The organism is Fibrivirga algicola (assembly GCF_011742925.1).
In the GTDB taxonomy this organism is placed as follows: Bacteria; Bacteroidota; Bacteroidia; order Cytophagales; family Spirosomataceae; genus Fibrella; species Fibrella algicola.
Genome location: NZ_WAEL01000006.1, coordinates 425,524 through 450,527 on the forward strand (window position 1 = coordinate 425,524; position 25,004 = coordinate 450,527).

Consider the following 25,004-nt stretch of genomic DNA (forward strand, 5'->3'; position numbering starts at 1 on the left):
ACTGGTTTAATTTATTCGTAGTGATGTTGCGGTTGTATGTATCAAATACTCCCTACTATGACTGATTACACACCAAAACGTTTAAATAAACTGTACGACGCTTTCCAGCCCCATCCCGCGCGAGCCCTTAATGAGAATCCGGGTGTTGGTCATGGGGTTATCAGCGATCCAGTTGTGAAGCGAAAACTTATCGGGGAAATAATAGGCTTTGGGCAGAGCAGGCAGCGCGTATTTCATGTCTTTTCCGGCCAGAATAACCAGGTCGAACTTCTGTTTGGCTACCAACGTACCCAGCGCAGCATGCTCGGCCGGACTCTCGTCGCCCAGTTCATACATATCGCCCAGTAGTACAACTTTGCGCAGGCTGGGAGTATCATTGCTATGTTGCTGGCCAAACTGCTGAATCGCCGCCGCCATTGAACTGGGATTGGCATTGTAGGCATCGAGCAAAATGGTGTTGGTGCCCTTCACAATCACCTGCGACCGGTTATTGGTGGGGTTATACTCGGCCACGGCGGCGTTGGCGTCGACTTCGGGTACGTCGAAATAGGCACCAATCGCCAGGGCTGCTGCCACATTCTCGAAATTATACCGGCCCGGCAGATGGGTTTGAACGGTCTCGCCGCTGGCGGTGCGGTACACGGCTACAGGTGCGTCGAGCAGCAGTTCGGGACGGTTGTTGGTTAGGTAAAACACAGTGTTGGCAAACGTGCGCTCAGCGTGCATGGCCATTAGCGTGTCGTTCTGCGCGTTGACAAAGACGGTCCCGCCCGTTTCGGCCAGGTAATCAAGCAGTTCGCCTTTGCCCTTCCGAACGCCCTCCAGACCGCCAAAGCCTTCGAGGTGCGCCTTGCCAATGTTGGTGATCAGGCCGTGGGTAGGTTCGCAGATTCGGCTGAGCATAGCAATTTCCTGCTGGTGGTTCGCTCCCATTTCAACTACGGCCATCTGGCAGGTAGCCGGGTTAATACGTAGCAATGTTAACGGCACACCGATGTGGTTGTTGAGGTTGCCCTTGGTGGCCTCGGTAACGTACCTGCGGCTTAACACGGCGGCAATTAACTCTTTGGTCGTGGTTTTACCGTTGCTACCCGTCAGGCCAATAACCGGGCAGGTAAACTGGCGACGATGGTGACGGGCCAGATCCTGCAGGGCCGTCAGCGTGTTGTCAACGAGCAGGCAGCGCGGGTCGGCGGACGCCACGGCAGGGTCGTCGACGAGTGCGTAGTTGGCGCCCGTGGCCAGCGCCTGCAGCGCGAATTCATTGGCGTTGAAGGTGTCGCCGCGCAGGGCAACAAACAGGCAATTAGGCGTAATTTGCCGCGTATCGGTCGATACACCGCTACACGTCAGAAATTTATCGTAGAGGAGGGTTGTTGATGTCATAAGTAGCCCCTGTGTTCGTTCAAATGTAAGATGAAAAACTGGTTTACGGCGGTTCTGTGCCTGTTGGCACTGGGGGTAAAAGCCCAACGCATCTCGTTCGAATACGATCAGCGGCCCGTGGTGACGGTGTCTGGTCGGGCGTTGCCCAATGCCTGGGCCGGTGGCCTCAACAGCTGCCAGTTCAACACGATTTCGCTCAACGGAGACGCCCGCCTGGACTTGGTAGTATTCGACCGGACGACTGATAAAGTCAGTACGTTCCTGGCCGCCACTGATGCGGCGGGCGCGTTTGTGTGGCAATACGCACCGCAGTATGAACGCCAGTTTCCGACGCTGATTAACTGGATGGTGCTGGTGGATTACGACGGCGACGGGCAAAAAGACCTGTTTGCCTCGGCTCCGTCTGGTGTGCAGGTCTGGCGTAACGCGTCCACAGCGCCAGGTATGTTAAACTGGCAGCTAATTGCCTCACCTATTTATCAGGAGGGCCTTTCAGGGCGTACTAATCTCTACGTGGCCGGCCTCGATACGCCTGTCATTCAGGATTACGATGGCGACGGGGATGTCGATATAGTGGCGTTTGATGTGGGTGGCAACCTGGCGGTGTATTATCAGAACATGAGCAAGGAGCGCAGCAGTACCGTTGCCCCCGCCGGGCTCGATTTCAAACGAATTGGCTTCTGCTGGGGCGGTTTCCAGAAAGAGTTTTGCAACGATTTTCAGTTTGGCGTCAATTGCAGCGCCGATGGCGGCCGGCAGGGCCTGCCAAATGCTCGTCCACTGCACACGGGTAATGCCATTTCGCTGTTCGATACCGATGGTGATGGGCTGAAAGAACTGCTATTCGGGTACGTTACCTGTTCCAACGTGGCGGTGCTCTACAACCGAACTACCAACTCGGCTAAAGCTGACTTCTTTAAATTTGCCCCCGATTTTCCGGCCAAAAAACCCATTCAGCTGCCCGCCTTTGCCGCCACGTTTTTTGAGGATGTGGATGGCGATGGACGAACCGATTTGCTGGCTTCGACCAGTGTGTATGGCAACGAAGGAAATGTATTCGATTTTCGCGCGTCGAACCTGTTCTACCGCAACACCGGCACGGCGACCAAGCCCGATTTTCAGTACGTGCAGGCTGATTTTCTGCAAGGAGACATGATTGACCTAGGCGAAAATGCGGTGCCCGCGCTAGCTGACCTCGATGGCGACGGCGATCTCGATCTCCTGGTCGGGCATAGTGGCTTAGCGGGGGCTAAGGGCTTTCGGGCCGGGCTCTGGCAATTTGAGAACCGGGGTACACCGACCAGCCCGGCCTTCACGCTGGTGACCACCGATTACCTGGGCCTGACACAAAGTGATTCGCTCACGAACCTGCGGCCAACATTTGCTGATCTGGACGGAAACGGGTCGGTCGATCTGGTGTTAACGGCGGGGTCGGCGAGCGGTTCGGTCATTCAGTGGTGGCCCAACGCGGCGGCCCGAAACGCAGCGGTACAGTATAGCCGGGCGTCGGTAAAGGTGTTGACGTTGCCCGTTACGGTGGGGTATTCGAGCAGTGAAGCCATTACGTTTACCGATATCGACGCCGACGGTAAGCTCGATTTGCTGGTTGGTGGCTCAGCGGGCAATATCAGCTACCTGCGTAATACGGGTACGTTGGCGGCACCGGCTTTTCAGCTCCAGACCGATTCCTACGCGGGCTTTGGTATTGATCTGCTCGCGCGAAACCCGTCGTTGACGATGATTGACATAAACGCCGACAAGCAGCCCAAATTACTGGTTGCCACGCGGGCGGGTCAGCTAAAGGTGTATCGACCGGCGGCGCAGCCTACGCAGCGGGGTACGTTGCTCGATTCGCTGGCGTCGTTGGGCTTTCCCGGTATTGGCTTGGCCATTACAACGGGCGACCTGGACGCCGACGGCCTGCCCGATCTGGTAGTTGGTACAGCGTCGGGCGGGTTGCGCTATATTCGGAACACGTCGGAAAAGGCCACGGTTTTGTCGACCGAAGCACCTGAGGCTGTCTGGGCATTCCCGAACCCGACCGACAGGTACGTTACACTTCGGTTGCCGCACGCCGGGCGGGTGGAGGTGCTCGGTCTGGACGGGCGGCGGGTGATTGCGCCGCAGTTGGTAGCCGGTAACACTGACGTGCCGCTCGATTTGGGTACGTTGCCGGGCGGGGTTTATCTGCTGCGGCTCACCGCCGAAGATAAACCAACAAAAGTTAGTCGGGTCGTGTTAGTTCGCTAAACACTTAACGACTATGAACAACCAAGATGACGATCTGGATCTGAACATCCCGGATCAGCAACGAGGCGATATGCCAGGTGATGACGTGAACAGTGAGTCGGCTATTTACGCCGATCTGGGTTTGGATGGGCAGCCTGACAACATGAATCCCGGTAACGAAGAAGCTTCTGACACGATCTTATATACCGACAACGCCGTAGCTTCTGACATGACCGACATGGTATCGGAGAAGGCCAGCTACGACAGCGATTTGCCCGCCGATCTATACAATGACCTCGATAACGTAGATGAGGCAAAAATGCAGGCTGAGGTAGATCAGCTTTCCGACGAAGAAGGTAACGAAGCCTAGTAAGAAGGCCTCCCTACTACAGGGAGGCCTTTTTTATTGACGACAAATAGACACGTCAGTTAGGTCATGAAACAGTGGGAAAAGGGCAACGAAATTCAGCACCAGCGGTCCCTTTTTTCCTGGAAATTCAGTTTCAAGTTGCTGAGTAATTGTACTTGACAGCGCTGCGGTTTTTAGGTATACATAGTATCTAGCTGTGACCTAAAGGATGCTCGTATTGACATTTTACAGGCCTTGTTGGTAACAATTTTTTAACGGCGTCAACAGCGAACTCGCTTAAAGTATGGGCAACTTTGCACCCGCTTATCCACGTTGGATGAAGTTGTAATAAACTCATTGTCTGTATGTTCGGCCTAGAGACCGGCATTTTCATACTTCTGGCCCTGTGCCTGTTAGCTGCATGTGCCTTTGAATTCATCAACGGATTTCACGACACGGCCAACGCCGTAGCTACCGTCATCTACACCAACTCGCTGCAACCCACCCAGGCCGTGGTCTGGTCGGGCATCGTCAACTTCATCGGCGTCATCACCGGCGGGGTGGGTGTGGGCATGAGCATCGTCAACCTGCTGCCCGTTGAGCTGCTCATCGACCAGAACGTCTACCACAGCATCGCCATGGTGCTGGCCCTGCTGTTCTCGGCCATCATCTGGAACTTCGGCACCTGGTATTTTGGTCTGCCTGCCTCCAGCTCGCACACGCTGATCGGGGCCATCATCGGGGTTGGTCTGGGTTATGCCCTGCTACCGGAAAACACCATGGGGGTAGCGGCGGTGAACTGGGACAAGGCCAAGGAGGTGTTTCTGGCCCTGCTGCTCTCACCGCTGATTGGCTTCAGCCTGGCCATCATTCTCATGTTCACCCTGCGCCGGACGCTGAGCAAAGATCTGCGCAAACAACTCTTCGATGAGCCGCATCCTGGTCAGTTGCCACCCGCCTGGGTACGTATCCTGCTGATTATCACCTGCACGCTGGTCAGCTTTTTCCACGGGCGCAACGACGGCCAAAAGGGCATTGGCCTGGTGATGCTTATCCTGATCGGCATTTTGCCAACGTTTTTTGCTATAGACACAAGGTTGAACATCAAAGAGCTACAACAGGATTTGGTTGTCGTACAGCAAAAAATAGCGATGATCGACAAAACTCAATTGTCGACGACTGATCTTGATCGAATAGCCAATGTGAATGCCAGCCTTGCCCGGTTACAGCCCTTTGTAGCAGCAGGCACGTATGAACAAAAGCAAGCGATCAACATCAGAAAAGACTTGTTAACTATTAGCGGCAACGTGCGCAAATTGATTGATAGCGACGCGGTGAAATTGAGCGTAGAAGACAAAGCCGACCTATCGCTGGCTGCTACTGTGGAAGAGAAAGGCCTACGTCGCTTTACGGATCATGCACCTTTCTGGGTGATTCTGATGATCTCGCTCTCGCTGGGGCTGGGTACCATGATTGGCTGGAAACGCATTGTGGTGACGGTGGGGGAGAAGATCGGCAAATCGCACCTGACGTATGCACAGGGCGCCTCGGCCGAACTGGTGGCCGCAGCTACCATTGGTCTGGCATCGGGCCTTATCCCAAATTTCAAAGCACCGGTAAGCACCACGCACGCCCTGTCATCGGGTATTGCCGGGGCGATGGTAGCCAGCAAAGGCATCAAAAACCTACAGGCCAAAACGGTGCAGAGTATCGCCTTAGCCTGGGTGCTGACACTCCCCGTTGCTATTCTGCTCTCGGCTACTCTATTTATGCTTTTCCGCTGGATCCTGGGCTAGACTGGAATCACTCAGCACCAAAATCCTGCCTCGCTCAGTAGTCTATGAGAAGAGCAGGATTTTTGCTTATGTTACCCGATTGTTACCGTAATGTTAACAACATAACAATTTATTAACGTCGATACGGCCATTAACGACTGTAATGTGCGGAATTTTGTACCATTGAATCATAGGTATAATTCGTAACTTCCTGTTATATGTTCGGCTTAGAGACCGGCGTTTTTGTCCTTCTTGTCTTTTGTTTACTGGCTGCTTGTGCCTTTGAATTCATCAACGGATTTCACGACACGGCCAACGCCGTAGCTACCGTCATCTACACCAACTCGCTGCAACCCACCCAGGCTGTGGTCTGGTCGGGCATCGTCAACTTCATCGGCGTCATCACCGGCGGAGTGGGTGTGGGCATGAGCATCGTCAACCTGCTGCCCGTTGAGCTGCTCATCGACCAGAACGTCTACCACAGCATCGCCATGGTGCTGGCCCTGCTGTTCTCGGCCATCATCTGGAACTTCGGCACCTGGTATTTTGGTCTGCCTGCCTCCAGCTCGCACACGCTGATCGGGGCCATCATCGGGGTTGGTCTGGGTTATGCCCTGCTACCGGAAAACACCATGGGGGTGGCGGCGGTGAACTGGGACAAGGCCAAGGAGGTGTTTCTGGCCCTGCTGCTCTCACCGCTGATTGGCTTCAGCCTGGCCATCATTCTCATGTTCACCCTGCGGCGGACGTTGAGCAAGCAGATTCGCAAGCAAATTTTTGACGAGCCAACACCCGGTCAGACGCCTCCGGGGTGGATCCGTATTCTACTGATCATCACCTGTACGCTGGTCAGCTTTTTCCATGGTCGCAACGACGGCCAGAAGGGCATTGGCTTGGTGATGCTTATCCTGATCGGCATTCTGCCAACGTTCTTCGCGCTTGATACGAACCTCGATATTGCTCAGCTAAAGCCTGATCTAGCTAAAATTCAGCAGATAACGGCGCGTATCGACACAACACATCTCTCGAAAAGCGACCTGCAACGCTTACAGGGAATCAACACCAGCATTGCCAACCTGGCCCCTGTTGTGGCTGCCAATGCGTATGAGCAGAAAGATGCCATTCTGATGCGGAAAGCGCTGCTAACCATCAGCAGCAATAGTAAGAAGCTGATCGTCAGTGAAGACGTGAAGCTGAGCGATGCGGACAAAGCGACGTTAAAGGCGGCGGCCGTGGTTGAAGAGAAAGGCATTCGCAAGTTCACTGACCATGCGCCTTTCTGGGTAATTCTGATGATCTCACTTTCACTGGGTTTTGGCACCATGATTGGCTGGAAACGTATCGTGGTGACGGTGGGAGAGAAGATCGGTAAATCGCACCTGACGTATGCACAGGGCGCCTCGGCCGAACTGGTGGCCGCAGCTACCATTGGCCTGGCCTCAGGTTTGATTCCCGATTTTAAGGCACCGGTAAGCACCACGCACGCCCTATCATCGGGTATCGCCGGATCGATGGTAGCCAGCAAAGGCATCAAAAACCTACAGGCTAAAACCATCCAAAGTATCGTGTTGGCCTGGGTGCTGACTTTGCCAATGGCGATTCTTATCTCGGCTACCTTGTTCATGCTTTTTCGCTGGATTCTCGGCTAATCAACCAACAGTATTAGGTCAGTGCTACTCCTGTGGCCGTGTTTGACTACCCGTCCACAACTAATTTAGTTGTGGACAACTCCTCCTTGCTTACGATGCACATGGAAACGAAAAAGACGCGTCTGTACTGGCTGGTGCTGCTGCTACTTAGCGGTGTGCAAACCCTGGCCCAGCAGCAGGGAAACCTCTCGGAAAGTAGCATCGATACGGCACGGCAGAAAGCCCTTCAATCGATTGTCAATAAGTACGAGTACGTAAACATCAGCGGCTATATTCAGCCGCAGTATCAACTGGGCCAGACGCCGGGACAGCGGAGTTTCAACGCAGGAGATTTCGTGCCGGGCGTAGATAGTCGCTTTAGTGTTCGTCGGGGGCGGCTCCGGTTCGACTACGCCCGGTTTGATCAACAGAGACGGCCAACGGTGCTCTTCGTGTTTCAGTTCGACGGGTCGGAGCGAGGCATGCAAACCCGCGATTTCTGGGGCCGTTATTACGAAAACAAGCTCGATGTATTTCACTTTACAGCTGGTCTGTTTGCCCGACCTTTTGGATTCGAGGTAAACTATGGTTCTGGCGACAGGGAATCACCCGAGCGGGGCCGTATGTCGCAGCTGTTGATGCGTGTTGAGCGTGATTTAGGAGCCATGCTGACCTTTGAGCCACGCAACCCGGCGCACCCACTTCATTTTCTGAAAATCGATGCCGGTTTGTTCAACGGGCCAGGTTTGGCTAGTCTCAGCGATTACGATAGCCACAAAGATTTTATTGGTCGCCTGACGATCAAGCCGCAACGAATCACCAAAACAGACGTTCAGCTAACCGGTAGTTTGTCTGGTTATTGGGGAGGGGTTGGTCGATTCACCAACGAAATTTACCGGATGAACGGCACGGCCGACGCGCCTGCATTTGTAGCGGATGCCACCGTGGTGCCCACCGGAACCACAGCGCCCCGCCGTTACTACGGAGCCGATATGCAACTCCGTATTCCGAACCGGAAGGGCCGTACCGAGTTTCGGGCCGAATACATTCAGGGCATACAAACAGCGAACAAGGCAACCACCGAAACACCGGGGATCATACCAAACCCTGTTTCAGCGCCAACAGCTAGCCCACTGTACGTACGGAATTTCAACGGAGCCTATTTTTACTACCTCCAACACCTGGGCAGCGAAAAGCACCAGTTTGTAGCTAAGTATGACTGGTATGACCCCAACACGCAGGTCGCTGGCAAGCAACTTGATAGTAAATTCACCTGGGCTGATATCCGATACAGCACAATTGGACTGGGTTATCTGTACTACATCAACAGTAATCTGAAGCTGGTACTCTGGTATGACATGCCCATCAATGAGGATACCAGTCTCCCCGGTTACGAAACTGATGCCCCAGACAACCTGCTGACAGTGCGTACCCAATACCGCTTTTAGCTGGATCATGCTTGATTCTCAGCTATGCCTAGCCAACTTTGGTTCAGATTGAACAAGCTGTACGTCCACCCTGACATAGAAAAAGCGCCAACTCATCAATAGTTGGCGCTTTTTCTATGTCAGGGTGGACGTACAGCTCAACGCTGTCAGCTACCTTATTTCTTCAGGGCAATTACCTTGTCGAAAGCTGGCTTTGGCTGGTTCTTCCGGTCAAAAAGTAACGGGTAATTGGTCCGACCACGAATGGGCCAGCCGTTTAACCAACTGTCGCCATCGTTGACGCCCCAGAACGTGACGCGGGTTACCTTGTCTTTGTGCTTCAGGAACAGCTTGAACAGGTTCTCGTAATCGGAAGCCAGTTGTTGCTGTACGCTGTCGGGCAGCGCATCAGGATAAGGGTTTGATTGGGCGTTGCTTGTCATGCGCTGACCTACATCGGCTCCCTGAAAGTTGCGGGGTAGTACCTCAATGTCCAGTTCAGTGAACATCACTTTCACACCTAAAGCGGCGTATTGCAGGATGCTTTCTTCAATGTCTTTGAAGGGCACTTTCCCCACGTGCCAGTGGCCCTGAATACCTATTCCGTCGATACGTACACCGGCGGCCTTGATCTTTTTCACGAGTTCAAGACAGCCCGCCCGTTTTTTGGGTTGTTCGTTATTGTAATCGTTGTAGTACAGCTCCGTTTTAGGAGAAGCCTGCTGCGCCAGCCGGAATGCGTCTGTCACGAAGTCTTCGCCGAGGTATTGTAGGAACACGGATTTCCGCATTGTGCCGTCTTCATTCAGCGCTTCATTGACAACATCCCACGAATACAACTTACCGCTATAATGACCAGCCACCGTTTTGATGTGATCGGTAAAGAATGTCCGAATAGAATCGGCACTTTTAATGCCCCGAATGAACGATGGTAACTGACTATGCCAGATCAGCGTATGCCCGTTGATCTTGATGTTGTGCTTTTTGCCAAAGTCGATCAGCTTATCGCCCATTGTGAAATCATACGTGTCCCACTTCGGATGCAGCAACGCCGATTTCATAATGTTCTCAGGCGTGGCCATGTTGAACTGACGCGCAATGAAGGCTGTCGTTGCCGGGTCACGCTCTTCGATCTGCGCGTTGTTCAGGCAGGTACCGATGCCGAAGTCTCGCTTAAAAGCGTCTTTTAATGATGGAATGGATTGAGAAAATCCAGTCACCGTCCCCATCATAAACATGGCCGTACTGGCAGCCACTAAGTTTCTTTTTGAAATCATTGAGGTGTACTTTTTTTGATGGATTACTTAAATTATAACTGCGAAGCCTCAAACAAGTCGTGGCGCCAGCCAAGCTACGTGCGCCTGCTAAAAACTATCTGGAAAATAAAAATCGTGTCGTTTAATCGGACTTACATTGCCCGATTAAACGACACGATTTTCTACTGTTTGGCGAGCTTCATCTCACCACGCTCACTCTTTACAACGATCTCTTTATCAGAGACTAGTTCGCCAGTATAACTCATTTTACGGTCGTTGAATGAGATACTGAACGAAATCTTTTTTCCATCAACAGTACCTTCTTGTAGTGGAGACTCTCCGAATTGAGTTTTCCAGGTTCCTGTTAATTTGTTACCTTCTACCTTAAAGGTATAGTTCACTTCGAACGTACCGTTTGGCGTTTCGCGGCTGCCTTTCCAGTTGCCATCAATTGGGTTCTGAGCAAACGCTACTAGAGTGGCAAGCGATAAGAATAGAGAAAAAAACAACTTTTTCATGGTAAAAATTGGGGGTTTAGTGAAACTGTTATTTAAAAAGTACTTGTGAAAATTGAAATAGGTCGTGCCGCCAAACAGGCCAGGTATGGCCACCGGCGTATTCGCTGTAGCTGTATTTGATGCCCATCTCGTCAAACTTCTTCATCATGAGTTGGCAGTTCTGATAGGCGATGTCTTCCTTACCACCCATCGAAATCCACAGGTTTTTCAGGTTGTTGTTAATGGTGCTGGCATTGGTTTTCATGAACGCGTATTGCGGGTCGGTCAGCGCGGGATTGTTGGCAAACCAGCCTGAACTGAATACGCCCAGGTTCGAGAACATCGGGGTGTTCTTAATGCCTGCATACAACGTCTGCAAACCACCCATCGATAGGCCCGCGAGCGCCCGGCTCTTGGCGTCAGCCTCGACCCGGAAATTGCTTTCTACGAAGGGGATAGCACCGAGCTTCAGTTCGTTTTCAAACGCTTTCAGTGCGTTCTCGTTAAAACCGCCCATGCCACCGCCGCCAACGTTGCCGTCGACCATGGCGATGATCATCGGTTTGGCTTTGCCTTCAGCGATCAGGTTGTCCATGATCATGTCCGTTTTGCCCTGCGTCGACCAGCCGCGCTGATCTTCGCCACCGCCGTGCAGCAGGTACAGCACCGGGTATTTGTCGGTCGATTTGTCGTAGCCCGGCGGGGTGTACACGTACATTTCGCGCCAGCTGTTAGTGGCCTTCGAGAGATAGCGCTTGATGCGAATGTCGCCGTGGGGTACGTCTTTCATGGCGTAAAAAGCCCCGTCTTTGTCGGGTATCTCAATGCCACTGGCCATGCGGCTCATACCATAGAAACTTTCACTGGCCGGGTCGGCAATGGCTACGCCGTCGATCAGCAGCGAGTAGTAGTGGAAGCCCCGGCTGATAGAATCCGTAGTGGCGGTCCAGAAGCCGTCGCTGTCTTTCACCATGTCATACTTCTTACCCAGATCGACCTGTACTTTCTGAGCGTCGGGCGCTTTTACCCGAAAGACAACACGGTTGTCTGGCAAAATCTGTGGGTATTTGGCATTGCGGATGTTCGTTGACGCGGGCGTACCCAAGACGCTATATTTCGTCAGCGATGAATTGTCGACCGGCTTGAACAGAAACTGCGAGAACATATACAGGCCGTTTTTCCAAACCTTAAAATCGTGTCCACCCGCCTCGACGTAATAGATATGCGGCACCCCATTCTGGTAGAGATAGTCGTGGGTACGTTTGCTGAATGAGATCAGCCCGTCTGCGTCTCCGCACGAAATCCAGAGCAGTTTCAGTTTCTGTTTGGCCTCGGCTGGATTCGGTACCAGTTCTTCAGGTCGTTTGGTGTTGGGTGCCGACGAAAAGCCGCCCACCCAAGCAAACTTGTCCAGGTTACCGAGCCCAAAATTCAGCGATTGCCCGCCCCCCATCGACAGGCCGGCAATGGCGCGATGCTCCCGGTCGGTTAGGGTCGGGTATTTCTTCTCAACAAACGGAATCAGGTCGTTCAGCAGGTCTTTCTCGAAGGTGGCGAAGGCTTCCACTTTGTCTTTGTCGAAGATGTTCCCCACCGCCCTGTCGTCTTTCATGGCCCGGCCGTTGGGCATCACCACGATCATGGGCTGGAGTTTGTTCTCGGCATACAGATTGTCGAGAATCACCTGCGGATTACCACCTTTCAGCCATTCTTTTTCATCCCCACCAATGCCGTGCAACAGATACAGCACCGGGTATTTCGTCTTTTTAGTATAGCCCGGCGGGGTGTACACCAGCGCTTTACGAGTAGTGCCTACGGTTGCTGACGGGTAACTGATCGAGTCCAGTTTACCCGTGGCGATGCCTGAACGTACCTGGTCAAAGCCTTTCGGCATTTCCTTGTCGGCGGGTTGGGCGTAACTGGTACCACCAAGCAGGCAGATTGCTGTCGCTAGTAAGAGGAGTCGTTTCATAATTATAGGAATGGCCGACGACCCGAACGGGTCGTCGGCGGTGAGTTTACTTCTTGAAAATTAGGCTGGCATACTGCCGTAGCGAACGGCGCCAGGTTTGCCACTCGTGCAACGTACCCGGCGACTCATAATACACGTGCTTGATGCCCGCTTTGTCGAGGGCTTCATGGAAGCCTTTCACGCCTGCATACATGCGCTCCGGCTCCTTCGTGCCGATGCTTACATACACCACTTTCATCTTCTTGTTGAACGCATCGGCATCCGTCAAGGCACCATCATACAACTGTTTTACGTCGGCACCCGGCTGCAAACGACCCGCTCCGCTGAAGCCGCCGATGTAGGCAAACTTGTCGAGGTTGGTCATGGTCGTCTGGAACGTCTGGAAACCGCCCATCGACAGGCCTGCCATGGCCCGGTTATCCCGGTCGGTCAACGTCCGAAACGACTTGTCGATCATCGGGATCACTTCTTTTACCAGTAACTCAGGAAACACATTGGCGGTCATCCCACCGGTTGTGCTGACGGGCTTGCTCGGGTCGGTAGCGTAGCCGCGCTCCATCACCACGATCATCGGCGTGGCTTTCCCTTCGGCAATCAGGTTGTCGAGAATCATGTCCATTTTACCCTGCGTTGGCCAGCCGGTTTCGTCTTCGCCCGAGCCGTGTTGCAGGTATAGTACCGGGTAGCGTTTCTTCGGATTTTCGTCGTATCCGGCCGGGGTGTACACGTTGGCCCGGCGCCAGGCCTTGGTCATGTCGGAGTAGTAATTGACCGAACGTACCTGACCGTGCGGCACATTTTTGGGCTGGTAATAGTCCATGTCCTTGTCCGGAATATCGATGCCACTGGCCATGCGACCCATGCCATAGAACGTCTGGCTCGCCGGGTCACAGATGGCGATACCGTCGGCAATGAGCGAATAATAGTGGAAGCCCTCACCGACCGGCTCCGTGGTGACCGTCCAGAAGCCGCTGGTGTCTTTCACCATGTCGTACTTCTTCATCAGGTCGATTTGCAGCTTGCGGGCATCAGGCGCTTTCACGCGAAACACCACCCGATTGTCGGGCAGTATTTGCGGGTACTTCTGCCCCGGAATATTGGTCGAAGCCGGTACGCCCGCAGTCTGGGCCAGAGCCGGTACCGTCAGGGTCATTGCCCCGATGAGTAATGCAATTAATCGTTTCATAGTAAAGGTTTAGAAATTGATTCAGGTACGTTACTTCCCCTGTGGCGTGATCATCTGGTACTTACCGCTTAGGTGCATGAGGCTGAACACGTAGAGCAGCCCATCATAATACGGGTCGAAATAGCCATCCTCGAACGGTTCCAGTTTGGCGTTCCAAAGGGCTTTTACAAAGTCCCGACTATCAGGCTCTTTATTGATCAGCGACAGCGTGGCGGCCGTGGACACCAGCCCAAGCGAGTGCCGGAGCTTTTTCACGGGTCCGGCCTGAAGAATAGTCTCGGGTCTTGAACCATCGAGGTTAAACTGATCTTCATACGTGTCCATGCCCTTTGAGCGCAGAAAATTCTGGAAGCGTTTGGCATAATCCTCCTGCCAGGCCTTGTCTTTACCCGACCAGGTGTAGTCCATCGCAATGTTCATCGGCACCCGCCACGAATCGTACCGGAAGGCCGAAACTGACCAACGGGTGTCGTGCGGTTTGCCGCTGAACTCCGTATAATCGGCGTTGAGCCCCGTCACCGGGTGACAGGCATGATGCAGAAATACCCGCGATGTATCGGCGCACTCTTTATAAAATGCTTCGTGACCGTCTTTGGCGTACAGCACCCATGCGTCGTAAAAGGCGGGCAGGTGATACGACGGGTCGGTCCATTTGTAGTTGCCGCCTTCGGGAACGAACGAGATTTGTTTGGCGTCGGTGTTGATCAGGTTGTAGATGTTGCCCGTCCCGTCTTTCTTCCACATCGCATCCAGAATCCGCCGGGCCTCGCCGTAGTAGTTGATGCCCGTGTTATTGCCCCATTTATTAGCCGCAAACAGCAGACTGGTGATGTAGTATAACTCACCGTCAGACGCCGACCCTTCCGAGTTTTTCTTCATTGACTGCGGATTGATACTCCAGGCGAAATAGGCTTCCCGTGGCCCGCTCTGGTGTTGGAGGTACTTTTTAGACCACCGCCAGATCCGGTCGAACACCTCTTTTTTACCCAACTGAACGGCCACCATCATGCCATACGACAGGCCTTCAGTTCGGGCATCCTTGTTCTTCACGTCCGATACATACGCCATCGTATCCCCGACTTCAAAATAGACCTTATTTGGCCCTTCGAATACGTCGTAATACGCCTTCGCTAGTTTCGCGTCGATGTCAGCCTGTTTGTAGCCCGCTTCTCGAAACAGGTTCCGGTAGGTGGGCTTACTTGTCTTATTGCTTTGCCCCAAGACGATACGCTGGCCACAGCACAGCATCGCCAGTATGAGCCACAAACTGACCTTGTAAATTCCTTTCATTTGTATTGTCTGTAATACAGAGTAGGTTGAGTATCGTACTAGGGGTGAGTCTGTTGAATTAAACCTATAAGGTCTTAGACGGGGGCGCCTAGTCCTTATAGGTTTGGCGGTCCAAGATTACCTAAACAGCAGCGGGGCCATCTCATGCAGGCTCCGACGCCATGTCTGGAATTCGTGACCTGTCTTGTCCGACACGTACGAAACAGCATTGTAACCGGCGGCTTTCAGGTCGGCGGCTGATTTATTCACCCCATCGGGACGCTCTTTACCGCCACAGCTAATAAACACGAGCTTTGGTTTTACTTTATCCTTGAGATCGTCTGGGGCGTAAACGCCACCGCTCAGCAGACCGTAGTAGCCAAATACCTCGGGCTTGTTGAGGGTGATCGTTTTAGTCTCCATGCCGCCCATCGACAGACCAGCCATCGCCCGGTTATCGCGGTTATTCATCGTACGGAAGTTGGCATCAACATAGGGGACCAATTCGTCGACGAGTACCGTCTGGAAACCGTCGATCTTGAAATCGCGCATTTTGCCCCACTTCACTTCGTTGGTCATGCCGTAGGTCATCACGATGATGAACGACTTGATTTTGTTCTCGGCAATCAGGTTATCCATGATCAGGTTTGCGTGTCCCTGATTACTCCAGGCCGTTTCGTCTTCGCCCCAACCGTGTTGCAGGTACAGCACCGGATACTTTTTCGACTTGTCTTTCTCGTATCCCGGTGGCGTATAGACAAACGCGCGCCGTGAGGTACCCGTGCTTTTCGAGGGGAAGAGAATCTGCTGTACGTTGCCGTGGGGTACGTCCTTCAGGGCGTAGAAATCCTGATCGTGGGCCGGGATTTCAATGCCACTCTCCCAGCGAACGGAGCCGTAATAGTTCTTGGCACCGGGGTCGTTGAATTTTCCGCCGTCGATAGTCACGTTGTAGTAGTGAAAGCCTTCATCCATCGGGCCTTCTGTGGTGCCCGTCCAGAAACCATCGGCCTCTTTTTTGAGGATGGTACCACCCCGACCGCCGAGGCCCAGGCTCACTTTGACGCTATCGGCTTTGGGGGCATAAATACGGAATCGGGCGTAGCCCTGCGAGTTTACCTGCGGGTACTCCTGCCCCGGCTGATTCAATGTAGATGGCTTGAAATCCTCCGCTACCGCTGTTGGGCTGGTCTGCGAAAAACTGCTGATGCTGATCATCGTGGCTACCACGAATACAGCTATTGATTTGAGGATCATTTGGTTATTGGTTTATGTTAGGAAAATTAAATCAATTGAATAGTTGTGGTAATGTATTGGCGAGGTACAGCTTGCAGTTCATCCAGGTATGTCCACCCGGCACGATCAGCGGTTTGACATTGATCTTCTTCTCGGTAAACATGGCGATGTTCTGCTTCACCGGCTCGTACAGAAAGTCTTCCGTGCCAACGCTGATGGTGAACAGTTTCAACTGGCTGTTGAGCTTGTTGGCGTCCGGCGACCAGTTCGTAAAGTTTGCTTTGAACTCGTCGGTGGCCGTGTAGGGCGCATACGAGCACACGTAGGCGAATGTAGAGGGATTGGTCAGGCCGATGTTGAGCGTCTGTCCGCCACCGACCGAAAAGCCTGCCACCGCGCGGCCTGTGCTTTCCTTGATGACTGGGTAATTGGCTTCCACAAACGGCACGATGTCGTTCACCATGTCTTTGGTAAAATCAGGCATTGGGGCTGGACGCACGTTGCCGTAGGGCATTACGATCAGCATGGGCTTGGCTTTCCCCTGCGCGATCAGGTTATCGGCAATCAGGTTGGCCTGACCCACCTTGGTCCAGGTTTCTTCGGTATCAGAGCCGCCGTGAATCAGGTACAGCACCGGGTATTTCGTTTTGCCGTTGGGGTTGAAACCCGGCGGGGTGTAGACCAGCAACTGTCGGGTGACACCCAACGTACCTGACTTGTAGTAGCGGTAGCTTATCTTGCCGTGGGGTACGTTCTGCAACGAATGCACCAGCGGCTGATCGCCGGGTATGTCGACAATGCTGCGTTTGAAGCGCTCGTTGGCAAAGATGTACGTGTTGCTCGGGTCGGCAATTGACACACTGTCGACCATGAAGCTGTACGGGTAAATGTCGGGCTTTACCGGCGGCACCGTCACGCTCCAGATACCCGACGAGTCTTTGGTCATGGCGACGGGTGCCGATAGAAACTCACCCGAAACCGTCACCTTTTTCGCACTTCGGGAAAAGAACCGGAACGTGATGCTGTGGTCTTTATGCACATCAGGCGAACTGATGGCGGGCGGGCGTTGCTGGGCTACGGCCGAAACTCCCAAAACAGCAACCAGCAGAATAGATAAAATACAGTTCATGGTTCGGTAGGGTTTAGCGGAATAGCAGTGGCGTGGTGGCGGCAACGTACGTTTTCACGTTCATCCAGGTATGGCCTCCGTCGGTGATCAGGCTTTTGTAATTCAGTTGCTTCGCCTTCAGGTAGTCCATGAATGCAGCCGTGTCTTTGTACAAAAAGTCCTCTTTACCCACGCTGACCCACATTAATTTTAATTTCTTGTTGGTGTCGGTCGGGTTGGTAACCAGCGGTTTGTAGTTCCGCTCCATTTCTTCGGGCGACAGGTACGAACTGTAGGCGCACACATACGCAAACTTGTCCATGTTGCTGAAGGCCGCCCGAAGCGTTTGGCCGCCCCCGCGCGAGAAGCCGCCAATAGCCCGATTCTCGCGGTTGGCGATGGCCCGGTAGTTCTTCTCGACGTACGGAATGACGTTGCTCACCAGATCAGTCGTGAAATCGTTGGCCCGTTTCACCGCATCGGCCCCATCGCGAACGGTCGGGTCGGTAGGTTTTGAGCCCCCTTTTTGCTCGGCTACACGAGCCGCTATGTTGCCGTACGGCATCACAATGATCATCGGTTTCACCTTTCCTTCGGCCAGCAGATTATCCAGAATCAGGTTGGTTTTGCCGACTTTGAAGAAGGTCTCTTCCGTATCGGTCGTGCCGCTGATGAGGTAGTAGACCGGATACTTCTTCGACGGATTCTGGTCGTAACCCGGTGGCGTATAGACGACGACCGAGCCCGTTGTGCCCTCCATCGACGGGTAATACTCGTAGTTGATCGAGCCGTGGGGTACGTCCTTCATGGCGTGAACCAGCGGTTGATCGCCGGGTACGTCGACCAGGCTGGCTTTGAAGCGTTCGTTCGGAAAAAACGCAACGTTGGCAGGGTCCATCACGGATACGCCATCCACCCGAAAGTTGTACGGGTAAATGTCAGGCTTGACAGGCCCGACCGTCGCACTCCAGATACCCTGCGCATCTCTGGTCATGGCAACCGGCGCTTTTTCAAATTGCGCGCTCAGTTCCACCGCTTTAGCCTGCGGAGCCTGATAGCGGAAGGTAACGGTCTTGTCGGCGTTCACCTGGGGCGACACCACCAACGGACCGCGGGGCGGTTGGGCTACAGCCAGCCCGGTTGCCAGCAGCCCTGCTGACCAGCCGAGCAGCAGGCGTCTACGTGTTTTTGTGTGCATAGCTACGTTCAGAGAATGACACTGAAGCCAGTGTAGGGTTTTAGGGAATGGGTACTCGTTAATGGTTTACTGGAATAATTTCTGGGCGATGGTCGACAGGTAAAGCTTGCAGTTCATCCAGGTATGGCCACCGTCAGAAATCAGCGTTTCATGTTTGATCTTCTTCTCGTCGAGCACCTTCAGGTACTCGTTGATGACCGGGTACAGGCCATCGTCTTTTCCGACGCCGATCCAGAATAGCTTTAGCCGCTGATTGATTTGGGCGGGGTTGGCAAACGCCGTGGCGTTGTTGCGGTCAAACTCTTCTTTCAGCATGCCGGGCGCAAAGCCGCAAACCCAGCTAAACAGGTCAGGGTTGTTTAGGCCGAGGTACAGCGTTTCGCCACCGCCACCCGAAAAACCAGCAATAGCCCGGCTGTCCTTATTCTTTTTTACCCGGTAATTGGTCTCGACAAACGGGAACAGATTGCCTAGAAAGTCTTTCTTGAATTCCTGTAGATTGTCCCAATTGCGAAGGCTTCCCGACGACTTGCTAATCACCGGATACGCCCTACCGTAAGGCATCACGATAATCATGGGTTTAGCCTTGCGCTGTGCAATCAGGTTATCCAGAATGATGTTGGCGCGGCCCACTTTCGTCCAGGTTTCTTCCAGGTCCGTGGTGCCGTGGAGAAGGTACAGCACTGGGTACGTTGTTTTCGTATCGGTTTCGTAGCCGGGTGGGGTATAGACCACCACGGGCCTTTGACCTAGTTCGGGCGAGGTGTAGTACCGGTACGACAACGTGCCGTGAGGTACATTTTGAAGGGTATGAACTAAGGGCGTCGAACCGGTTATTTCGACCACGCTGTTCTGAAATCCTTCGTTCGGGAAGATGGCGGAGTTTTTGGGATCGGCTACCGGAATACCGTCGACCACAAACGAATACGGATACATATCCGGCTTTACGGGGCCGACCGTCACGCTCCAGACACCCTGCGCATCTTTGGTCATGGCGACGGGTGCCTTCTCGAACTGAGCATTTAGCTTCACTTCTTTGGCAGCGGGAGCCTGCAACCGAAACGTGACCGTATTGTCGGCGTTCACCTGGGGCGATACCACGACTGGTCCTCCGGGTGGCTGAGCTAAAGCCCCGACGGACAGGCCGAATACGGCCCAGACGAGCCAGATTTGACGAATTAATTGTTGGTTCATGGTTTACTAAGGTTTAGGAAGTTCTCAGGTAGGGGGGCAAAAAATTAGTTGGCAGTAAGCCAGTTGTTCAATTTCATCCACGCGAACAGCGGCTCCATCCAGCCGGGGTGCCGGAAGATGAAACCGTGATCACCTTTGGGGTACACGTGCATTTCGACAGGCACTTTCTGGCGTCGTAGGGTTTCGAAATACATGATGCTGTTGTCTACGTCGACCAGCTTATCATCGGCTGCGTGGGTCAGGTAGGTTGGGGGCGTATTGGCACGTACCTGTAGCTCGTTGGAAAACAGATCAACATCCTGCCGTGACGGGTTTTTGCCTAACAGCGCGTCGTGCGAGCCGCCGTGCGTCAGGCTATCGCGCATGCTGATGACGGGATAAACCAGTATCTGGAAATCGGGGCGTAAACTGGTCCCGTTGCCATTCTCGACATACGCTTTCTCGAAATGCGTGGCAGCCGTCGAAGCCAGATGACCGCCCGCCGAAAAGCCCATGATACCTACCTTGCCGGGATCGATCCCCCATTTGGCGGCACTCTCCCTGACCAGTTTAATGGCCTGTTGCGCATCCTGCAACGGCCCTATTTTTTTGTCGGGCATGATGGCGTCGCTGGGCAAGCGGTACTTGAGTACAAAAGCCGCGATCCCTTTTTCGGCCAGCGCTTTCGCCGTGCCGACGCCCTCACCCTTATACACCACAACGCCGTAGCCGCCACCAGGAATGATGATTACGGCTGCGCCAGACGCTTTGCCTGGGGCTGGTTTGAAGTATTCCAGCGTGGGCTTGGTAATGCCCTTATAAACGCCCGATTCTGCTCCCGATTCCTGCACATCAGACGGTTTCGAATTCGGCACCGCAGCACTATACAGCGGAATGATTTCCTGGGCGTTAGCAGCAAAAGCGACTAGACAGCTAACCAACGCGGTGACTGTCATTGTTCTTCTGCGTACTGTGGATAAGCTAATGGGTTTCATATTGGTAGGTGTTTAGCTGAATTTGCCCGATGACATTACACGCAAGGTGTTCATCTGTGTGGAGGACGGCGGACCGGCCTTTACTAATTCGTCGCGGTCGGTTTGTACCCCAGTAACGACAGCATTTGGGTAGCGTAGCGTTTACCCAACTCCCGATAACCGGCGGCATTGAAATGCAGGTCGTCGGACGAGTCGGTACAACCCGCAGACGAGATCACGTGCGAATTTTTGATCGTTTGCGGGAGCGTGGCAATGATCTTGTTCATGCTCGCGCATTTGCCATTCTGATCAGCGTTGACCGTTTCACCGGCCAGCAGCGGCACTTTTTTGGGTTTCAGGTCCAGGTCATTCATCAGGTTATCGTACACCACTTTTACCTTTTTGGTCCAGAGCGTATCGCCCGTGTTCGACTCGCCCTGATGCAGCAGAATGCCTTTAATGACTCCGTCTTTCTGCGCCAGCTTCGCCATTTCGACCAGTCGACCGTAAGGGTTTCCGCCGTACTCCCCGATGAAGTTTTTCATCCAGCCAGGTACGTTGGTGGTATATGAGGTATACTGATCCTTGTCGAACAACTCGATCTTACAGCCGCCCACCGCGACGTTGATTATGCCAATGCGGACTTTTTCGGGTAGATTAGCTACCAGCTCGCGGCCAAAATAATCGGCGGGAGTAAGCCCCGTGCGGCAGCGGCAGAGGGGCGGTTTGGCGGTGTACCAGTTGCCTTTCGTCCGGTTGATGGCCGGGCAATCCACTGCTTCCATCACCTGAAAACGGGGATTCACATTGACGGTGTCCTGCGCTTCAATTCGGGCGTTACCTTCCATATTCGATTGCCCGAAACAGAGGAAAATGTAAAAGTTTTTATCCTGCGCAACGGCGTTCAGACTCAGTAGAAAGAGCCCGATCATCAGGAAGCTACCAATTCGCTTTTTCATGGATTTATTTGGTTTAGGACGTTTAGAATTTGCACAAAGACGCTGATTACGAGTGCCTACTTTTGGAATTGAAGGGCTTTGATTGTGGCCACGTTGACCTGTCCGGCCGGAAATTTTACAAACACATCGTGATGGCCTGAGATACCCTTGATGGATTGGCTTACCGTTTTCCAGTTGGCCTTCCCCCTGGTTGATTTGAACGACAGACTGGCCATCTTTTTCCCCGTGGTCAGATCGTCGAGCCATAGCTCCAACGTACCTGATGTGGCGGCCGATAGCTGGACCTGAATCTGTTTAGCCGCGTCTTTTTCGCTACCCAGATCAACCCCCGACAGCATGAACCAGCCGCCCTGATCGGAATCATTGGTGACGCCAGCCTCAGTCGCCTCGCCTACTTTTTCAATGCCGTAGTAATTGCTGTAGCCCACGGCCGGGAGAGGAGAGAAGCCGTCTTTGCAGACGAAAAAGTCAAAGTCGGCGGGTTTACCCTCGGCGAACAAGCCTACACTGGTACCCACCCATGAATTGTAGTTGGGCTGCACCTTATCGAGACTCACCGCGCTGATGGGCGCGCCTATGGCTGTCCATTTCTTTCCGTCACCGCTGTAGTAGCCGGTCAATTGGTGTTCGTTCCGCTCCACTTTCAGCCAAACCACGTTACCGACTGAATTGGGAACCGAGCGCATGGCCGTATCGAGTTTGAAAACGAGTTTCTTGCCGTTGTCGAAGCCGCTGTAGAGTTGGATAAACACTTTCTGATTCCCGTTGGTCAGGTACAAACCAGCCTTTGTGGCTGCATCCCCGGCATTGAGGTCAACGCGGGTTACGGCGGAATAATAGTGGTCTGTTTCCTTCTGCAGCAGGTGGACGCGGGCGGTGTCGGGCGAGAGACGTACCCAGCCTTTGCGTTCCGACAGAGAATAGCGGTTGGCGGCCCGTTTGTTCAAAAAATGCCAGTTCATCGACAACGTTTCGCGATCGAACTGGTCAGACTGGGCACTGCGCCACAGAATGTTCGATTGGGGCAGGTTGGGCTTTGGTACAGGCTTCGTGGTAGGTGCCGCTCCCCAAGGACGCTCATCTTCCCAAATCACCTGATATAGGCTCGTCTGCCTGCCCATGCCCGACCAATCAGCTCCCTGGAGCGGCTTTTCGTAGCTTTGACCAATTGTCCACCAGGTCCCATCAGCCAGCTGAATGGGGGCTGAAATATGGTTCGGACGCCGGAAGCCTGTTTTGGGATCGGTGATGGGTTTGAAGAAATTACCCAAACGTTCCCATTGGGTCGAGTCGGCGGTGAGGGCTTTGCCACGCATGGCGTACTGCCCGCCCGATACGTCGCCCGCCGGGAAATAATAGTAGTAGCCGTTTCGCTTGCACATCACCGGCCCCTCGGCCCAGCTGTACTGGAGTTTGGCGTTGACCCAGTCTAGATCAATGACCGAAGACGTCAGTTGCCCGTCGCGCCCCAACTCCTGAATCCGGTTTGTTTTCTGGCCGTTCTTGATGATCATGTACGGCTTACCGTCGTCATCAACAAAAATGGAATTGTCATAGCCCAGCGGCCCTGTTTTCGGGTCGCCCTTCACCCGCACCGGTTCCGACCACGGCCCTTTTGGGTCGCTGGCTTTGGAGAACCACTGTCCGTTGGCCGAGAAGTAGATCCAGTAGGAGCCGTAGAAATAGGTGATCGCTCCCTGCCAGATACCCGCCGATTGTCGGTCAGTGACAAAACTGGCCGTGGGCGGCACCACGCGGCTGATAACCTCCCAATGCACCATGTCTTTAGAATGGTAAATGGGCAGGTAAGGCGTGAAATGAAAGCTCGACCCACAATGGTAAAAATCGTCGCCCACACGTAGCATGGTCGGGTCGGGGTGATCGCCGGGCAAAACGGGGTTGACATATGTCTTTACCTCGTTGTAAACAGATCTATCCCCCGTGTTGCTCTGCGCCAACAGGGTAACACCAGGTAAGAGGAACGCTGCGGTTAACAGCAGAGTAGAGAGCTTATTGCTTTTCATTCGTGTTCAGAATTTCCCACACTGCGTAGTTGATTTACTAATTGACGATCAAGGTGGTAACGCTACTTGCCGGAATATCGAGCGTCACAGCTTTGTTGCTGACCGTCAGCGTTTGCTTCGCCAGATTCGCTGTTTCTGTGGTGGTATAGGTGGTGGCCGATGTTGGCGTGAGCCCGTTGAACTGTACATTCTTTACCGCAAACGTGGTCGGGTTAATCACCACGACAACGGTCTGCGTGCCGTTCTTATAGGCGGTCATTTTGAGGTAATAATTCCCGCTCGCCTGCGTGTCGATGCGGACAGAACCCGGCCGTACAAACTTTGAGAAATGCGAAAACGCATAACCCCGTTTCAGTACCTCGCCATTCACTGTCCCTTCTTCGCCGTCGCCAATGAATGAATAGTAACGCTGTAAGTACCACCAGATATAGGCGTTCCAGTTGTTGGACATGGCGTCGTGAATCGTCCCCAGCATTTTCAGCGTTTCGGTCCATTTGGCACTCTCCGAATAGGTGCTCCACTTCGCGGCTCCGGCGTTACCCGTGTCGAGGTTCAGCAAAAACTCGGTCATCCAGATTTCCTTGTTCTGCTGCTCGGCCAGCGGGAATTTACCAATCCCCCCGCCATACAAATGCCCCGCGATGATGTCGAACTTCTTGGATGCCTCTGCATCTGACAACAGCGCGTTGGTCATCTGCTGATTGAAGTTGAGCGACTCGGGAGCCGCCACTTTGGCACCAACGATCTGACCGGGGGCCCTCAGGAAGTTGATCATGTCGGTAGCCGTCCAGTCGCACGATTCGTAGGTGGGCTTCCAGTCAGGTTCGTTCTGAATCGAGACTACGTCGATTTTAGCCCCGTTGCTGGTCATGTAGGCCAGGTATTCGTTGATGTAATCTTTGAAGGCCTTGTAGTTTTCGGGCAGCAACATACCCCGGACATCGCTTTTGTTGTCTTTCAGCGCCGGTGGTGGCGACCACGGACTGGCCAGCACTTTCACGTTCCGCTTATTGGCTTCCTTGACGGCTTCGACAATGATTGGCCACTCACTTTTATTCGACGATAACCGCACCCGGAACATGCTCAGGCCTAACTCGTTATCGCCGACGCCAAAGGCTTTTTGCGCTTCGGACGGCTTTAGCGACGCAGTGCCCCACATTCGGTTGGCCCCTCCGAATCCTGTAATTGTCTGGAAGGTGGTTTGCGGCAGCACGTCTACTTTAACTACAGACACTGCGGCCGGCTCTTCGGCGGGTTTACTACAACCGATCAGCACACCGAGCAGAAGGACGCTTTTGACAATAGTTTTCATGAGGTTTAGGAAGGGGGAATATCTTGTTAAGAGCGGGGTATCTGTT

At 53.5% G+C, this 25,004-nt stretch carries 19 protein-coding genes; 5 read left to right on the top strand and 14 right to left on the bottom strand.

What is annotated here, in order from left to right:
* Nucleotides 1–81: 81 nt before the first annotated feature.
* On the bottom strand, nt 82–1,386 hold the full coding sequence (locus F7231_RS17995) for a UDP-N-acetylmuramoyl-tripeptide--D-alanyl-D-alanine ligase (RefSeq protein WP_166692924.1): 1,305 nt from the start codon (nt 1,384–1,386) through the stop codon (nt 82–84).
* A 30-nt stretch (nt 1,387–1,416) separates the two neighbouring features.
* Between F7231_RS17995 and F7231_RS18000 the strand changes: the two genes are divergently transcribed.
* The 5 genes from F7231_RS18000 to F7231_RS18020 all read left to right on the top strand — a co-directional run bounded on the left by F7231_RS18000 (nt 1,417) and on the right by F7231_RS18020 (nt 8,815).
* Nucleotides 1,417–3,636: an FG-GAP-like repeat-containing protein gene (locus F7231_RS18000; protein WP_166692925.1), complete on the top strand. Its 2,220-nt coding sequence runs from the start codon at nt 1,417–1,419 to the stop codon at nt 3,634–3,636.
* A 13-nt stretch (nt 3,637–3,649) separates the two neighbouring features.
* Complete coding sequence (locus F7231_RS18005; protein ID WP_085411911.1) at nt 3,650–3,985, top strand: hypothetical protein; 336 nt, start codon at nt 3,650–3,652, stop codon at nt 3,983–3,985.
* A 344-nt stretch (nt 3,986–4,329) separates the two neighbouring features.
* On the top strand, nt 4,330–5,760 hold the full coding sequence (locus tag F7231_RS18010; RefSeq protein WP_166692926.1) for an inorganic phosphate transporter: 1,431 nt from the start codon (nt 4,330–4,332) through the stop codon (nt 5,758–5,760).
* Nucleotides 5,761–5,957: 197 nt separating this feature from the next.
* Nucleotides 5,958–7,388, top strand: a complete 1,431-nt coding sequence (locus F7231_RS18015; protein WP_166692927.1) for an inorganic phosphate transporter — start codon at nt 5,958–5,960, stop codon at nt 7,386–7,388.
* Nucleotides 7,389–7,489: 101 nt separating this feature from the next.
* The gene (locus F7231_RS18020) at nt 7,490–8,815 is read left to right on the top strand and encodes a putative porin (protein WP_229370061.1); all 1,326 of its coding nucleotides are present in this window, start codon (nt 7,490–7,492) and stop codon (nt 8,813–8,815) included.
* 155 nt (nt 8,816–8,970) lie between these two features.
* Here F7231_RS18020 and F7231_RS18025 read toward each other — a convergent pair whose 3' ends face one another.
* The 13 genes from F7231_RS18025 to F7231_RS18085 form a co-directional block, all read right to left on the bottom strand.
* Nucleotides 8,971–10,071 carry an endo-1,4-beta-xylanase gene (locus F7231_RS18025; RefSeq protein WP_166692928.1) on the bottom strand — a complete coding sequence of 367 codons (1,101 nt, stop codon included), beginning with the start codon at nt 10,069–10,071 and terminating at the stop codon, nt 8,971–8,973.
* 161 nt (nt 10,072–10,232) lie between these two features.
* On the bottom strand, nt 10,233–10,568 hold the full coding sequence (locus F7231_RS18030; protein ID WP_085411915.1) for a hypothetical protein: 336 nt from the start codon (nt 10,566–10,568) through the stop codon (nt 10,233–10,235).
* Nucleotides 10,569–10,596: 28 nt separating this feature from the next.
* Nucleotides 10,597–12,519: an alpha/beta hydrolase-fold protein gene (locus F7231_RS18035; RefSeq protein WP_166692929.1), complete on the bottom strand. Its 1,923-nt coding sequence runs from the start codon at nt 12,517–12,519 to the stop codon at nt 10,597–10,599.
* A 46-nt stretch (nt 12,520–12,565) separates the two neighbouring features.
* Nucleotides 12,566–13,705: an alpha/beta hydrolase-fold protein gene (locus F7231_RS18040; protein WP_166692930.1), complete on the bottom strand. Its 1,140-nt coding sequence runs from the start codon at nt 13,703–13,705 to the stop codon at nt 12,566–12,568.
* Nucleotides 13,706–13,735: 30 nt separating this feature from the next.
* Nucleotides 13,736–14,995, bottom strand: coding sequence for a family 8 glycosyl hydrolase (locus F7231_RS18045; protein WP_166692931.1), 1,260 nt, complete (start codon nt 14,993–14,995; stop codon nt 13,736–13,738).
* A gap of 117 nt (nt 14,996–15,112) precedes the next feature.
* Complete coding sequence (locus tag F7231_RS18050) at nt 15,113–16,231, bottom strand: alpha/beta hydrolase-fold protein (RefSeq protein WP_166692932.1); 1,119 nt, start codon at nt 16,229–16,231, stop codon at nt 15,113–15,115.
* 31 nt (nt 16,232–16,262) lie between these two features.
* Entirely contained in the window at nt 16,263–17,339 is a 1,077-nt protein-coding gene (locus F7231_RS18055; protein WP_166692933.1) for an esterase, read from the bottom strand.
* 13 nt (nt 17,340–17,352) lie between these two features.
* Nucleotides 17,353–18,516 carry an alpha/beta hydrolase gene (locus F7231_RS18060; RefSeq protein ID WP_166692934.1) on the bottom strand — a complete coding sequence of 388 codons (1,164 nt, stop codon included), beginning with the start codon at nt 18,514–18,516 and terminating at the stop codon, nt 17,353–17,355.
* Nucleotides 18,517–18,582: 66 nt separating this feature from the next.
* Nucleotides 18,583–19,710: an esterase gene (locus F7231_RS18065; protein WP_166692935.1), complete on the bottom strand. Its 1,128-nt coding sequence runs from the start codon at nt 19,708–19,710 to the stop codon at nt 18,583–18,585.
* Nucleotides 19,711–19,754: 44 nt separating this feature from the next.
* The gene (locus F7231_RS18070) at nt 19,755–20,645 is read right to left on the bottom strand and encodes an alpha/beta hydrolase (protein WP_166692936.1); all 891 of its coding nucleotides are present in this window, start codon (nt 20,643–20,645) and stop codon (nt 19,755–19,757) included.
* A 122-nt stretch (nt 20,646–20,767) separates the two neighbouring features.
* Entirely contained in the window at nt 20,768–21,622 is an 855-nt protein-coding gene (locus F7231_RS18075) for a sialate O-acetylesterase (RefSeq protein WP_166692937.1), read from the bottom strand.
* 56 nt (nt 21,623–21,678) lie between these two features.
* A complete protein-coding gene (locus F7231_RS18080; protein WP_166692938.1) occupies nt 21,679–23,646 on the bottom strand; it encodes a family 43 glycosylhydrolase in 1,968 nt (655 codons plus the stop codon).
* A 37-nt stretch (nt 23,647–23,683) separates the two neighbouring features.
* Nucleotides 23,684–24,958, bottom strand: coding sequence for a glycoside hydrolase (locus F7231_RS18085; RefSeq protein ID WP_166692939.1), 1,275 nt, complete (start codon nt 24,956–24,958; stop codon nt 23,684–23,686).
* Nucleotides 24,959–25,004 lie beyond the last annotated feature (46 nt).